The 2,745-nt window shown below is 66.8% G+C and carries 6 protein-coding genes and 1 pseudogene; all 7 read right to left on the bottom strand.

Annotation, left to right across the window (positions count from 1 at the left end; genetic code table 11):
• A pseudogene (locus tag ACFDTH_RS18095) lies at positions 1-122 on the bottom strand (50S ribosomal protein L15); the annotation flags it as partial.
• 46 nt (positions 123-168) lie between these two features.
• Positions 169-348, bottom strand: coding sequence for a 50S ribosomal protein L30 (rpmD, locus tag ACFDTH_RS18090; RefSeq protein WP_375288938.1), 180 nt, complete (start codon positions 346-348; stop codon positions 169-171).
• Between the two features lie 5 nt (positions 349-353).
• Positions 354-1,133 (bottom strand): 30S ribosomal protein S5, encoded by a 780-nt coding sequence (gene rpsE, locus ACFDTH_RS18085; protein WP_375288937.1) that lies wholly within the window; start codon positions 1,131-1,133, stop codon positions 354-356.
• 3 nt (positions 1,134-1,136) lie between these two features.
• Positions 1,137-1,487 carry a 50S ribosomal protein L18 gene (gene rplR / locus ACFDTH_RS18080; protein WP_375288936.1) on the bottom strand — a complete coding sequence of 117 codons (351 nt, stop codon included), beginning with the start codon at positions 1,485-1,487 and terminating at the stop codon, positions 1,137-1,139.
• On the bottom strand, positions 1,484-2,017 hold the full coding sequence (rplF, locus tag ACFDTH_RS18075) for a 50S ribosomal protein L6 (protein ID WP_375288935.1): 534 nt from the start codon (positions 2,015-2,017) through the stop codon (positions 1,484-1,486). Before rplF ends, rplR begins: the two co-directional genes overlap by 4 nt.
• The gene (rpsH, locus tag ACFDTH_RS18070; RefSeq protein ID WP_375288934.1) at positions 2,017-2,412 is read right to left on the bottom strand and encodes a 30S ribosomal protein S8; all 396 of its coding nucleotides are present in this window, start codon (positions 2,410-2,412) and stop codon (positions 2,017-2,019) included. Before rpsH ends, rplF begins: the two co-directional genes overlap by 1 nt.
• Positions 2,413-2,422: 10 nt before the next feature.
• Positions 2,423-2,728 carry a 30S ribosomal protein S14 gene (gene rpsN, locus ACFDTH_RS18065; protein WP_375288939.1) on the bottom strand — a complete coding sequence of 102 codons (306 nt, stop codon included), beginning with the start codon at positions 2,726-2,728 and terminating at the stop codon, positions 2,423-2,425.
• Positions 2,729-2,745 lie beyond the last annotated feature (17 nt).

The following is a 2,745-nucleotide window of genomic DNA, read 5'->3' as shown; positions in this document are numbered from 1 at the left end:
CGGCTCTTCTGGCCCTTCTGGCCACGCCCGCCGGTCTTGCCCTTGCCGGAGCCGATGCCGCGGCCGACACGCATCCGGCGGTGGCGCGCGCCCTCGTTGTCGCGCAGTTCGTTCAACTTCATGTCTTGCACTCGCTTTCGCTTGTTACGCGCAAGATGAAGGAGGCGATCAGGCCTCCTGCACCTCGACCATATGCTGCACCTTGCGGATCATGCCGCGAACTTCGGGGGTATCCTCCAGCTCGCTGACGCGGTGCATCTTGTTCAGGCCCAGGCCCACCAGGGTGGCGCGCTGGTCCTTGGTACGGCGGATCGGCGAACCGGTCTGCTTGATCTTGATCATCGCCATGTCGCTTACTCCACGATCGCCGCGGCGTCGGCCTCGGCGGTCTCCGCGCTCGCGCCATGGCCACGGCCCAGCAGGTCGGCGATCTTCTTGCCGCGCCGCTGCGCCACCGCCTTGGGCGAGGTCTGGTTGCCCAGCGCCTCAAAGGTCGCGCGGATCATGTTGTACGGGTTGGAGGTGCCGACCGACTTGGTCACCACGTCCGCCACGCCCAGGCTCTCGAAGATCGCGCGCATCGGGCCGCCGGCGATGATGCCGGTTCCCTGCGGCGCCGAGCGCACCGTCACGCGGCCGGCACCGAAGTGGCCGTTGCCGTCGTGGTGGAGCGTGCGGCCTTCCTTCAGCGGGATGCGCACCATGCCCTTCTTGGCCGAAGCGGTCGCCTTCGAGATCGCCTCCGGCACCTCGCGCGCCTTGCCATGGCCGAAGCCGACCCGGCCCTTGCCATCGCCCACGACGACCAGCGCCGCGAAGCCAAAGCGCTTGCCGCCCTTCACTGTCTTCGAGACGCGGTTGATGTGGACGAGCTTCTCGATCAGTTCCTCGCCCTGTTCGTCGCGATTGCGATCGTCACGACGGCCACGGCCGCCATCCCGTCCACCGCGGTTGCCACCGGGACCACCACGTCCGCGACCACCGCCGCCCGGGCCGCCACGGCCACGACCGCCGCCCTGGCCCTGATAACCGCCACCGACGTTGTTGTCGGTGTTAGCGCCGGCGTCTCCGGCGGGAGCCTCAGCCGCGGCAGGATTGCCGGGCTGCGACTGGATATCATTCGTATCGGCCATTCTTTAGAACTCCAAACCGGCTTCGCGCGCCGCCTCGGCCAGCGCCTTGACGCGGCCGTGGAACAGGAAGCCGCCACGGTCGAAAACGACCTGGGTCACGCCGGCAGCCTTGGCCGCCTCGGCAATCCGCGTGCCGACGGCGCTGGCGGCCTCGACATTGGCGGTCTTGCCCTCATGGCCCTGCAGCGTCGACGCCGAGGCCACGGTGCGGCCCTGAACATCGTCGATGACCTGTGCGTAGATATGCTTGCCCGAGCGATGCACAGACAGCCGCGGACGGGTGCCCGAGCGCGCACGCAGCGCGGTACGGTTGCGGCGACGCCGCTTAGCAAAAAGCGAAAGACCCTTGGTCACTTCTTCTTCCCTTCCTTCCGGAAGATGTACTCGCCGTCGTACTTGATGCCCTTGCCCTTGTACGGCTCGGGACGGCGCCACTCGCGGATCACCGCGGCCAGCTGGCCGACCTTCTGCTTGTCGGCACCGGTGATCTCCACCGTGGTCGCGTCCGGCGTCTTCACCTCGAGGCCCTCGGGCACATCGATATTGACGTCGTGGCTGTAGCCGAGCTGGAGCTTGAGCACCTTGCCCTGCGCCGCGGCGCGATAGCCGACGCCGGTGATCAGCAGCTTCTTGGTGAAGCCGGTGGTCACACCCGTCACAAGGTTCTGCACCAGCGTGCGCTGCATGCCCCAGAAGGCCCGGGCGCGCTTGGTGTCGTTCGCCGGCTGGACCGAGATGCCGTCCGCCTGGACGTCATAGGTGATCTCGTCGGCCAGCGGCATGGAAAGGGTGCCCTTAGGCCCCTTCACGCTCAGGATGCGGTCGGCGATATTCGCGGTCACCCCTGCGGGGACCGGAACCGCCTTCTTGCCGATGCGGCTCATCAGAACACCTCCGCCAGCACCTCGCCGCCCACGTTCTGCTCGCGCGCTTCCGCGTCGGACAGAACGCCACGTGGCGTCGAGACGATCGTGATGCCCAGGCCGTTCATCACCCGCGGCAGGTCCTGAGACCCGCTGTAGATGCGGCGGCCGGGCTTCGAGACGCGCGCGACGTGCTTGATCGCCGGCTGGCCCTCGAAATACTTGAGCTCGATACGGACGCCCTTGGCGGGGCCCATGTCTTCCTCGCTGTAGCCGCGGATATAGCCTTCGCGCTGGAGCACGTCGAGCACGCGGACCCGCAGCTTGCTGGCGGGCGACAGGACCGAGTCCTTGCGCGCGCGCTGGCCGTTGCGGATGCGGGTGAGCAGGTCACCCAGGGGATCGGTCACTGCCATCTCGTGATCCTTACCAGCTCGACTTGGTGAGGCCCGGGATCAGGCCCTTGTTGGCCAGATCGCGCAGCATCACGCGGGCGAGGCGGAACTTGCGGTAATAAGCGCGCGGACGGCCGGTCAGCTCGCAGCGGTTGCGGATCCGGGTGGGATTCGCGTTGCGCGGCAGTTCCGCCATCTTGAGGCGTGCAATCAGGCGCTCGGTCTCATCGAGCGACTGGTCGTTCGCCTGCGCCTTCAGCTTCGCATATTTGCCGGCATATTGCTTCACCAGCTTCTTGCGACGCTCGTTCTTGTTGATCGAACTCAGTTTCGCCATGGACTTAAGCTCTCTTC

The organism is Sphingomonas sp. (assembly GCF_042096255.1).
GTDB lineage: Bacteria > Pseudomonadota > Alphaproteobacteria > Sphingomonadales > Sphingomonadaceae > Sphingomonas.
This window is presented reverse-complemented; position numbering and strand designations above follow the sequence as displayed.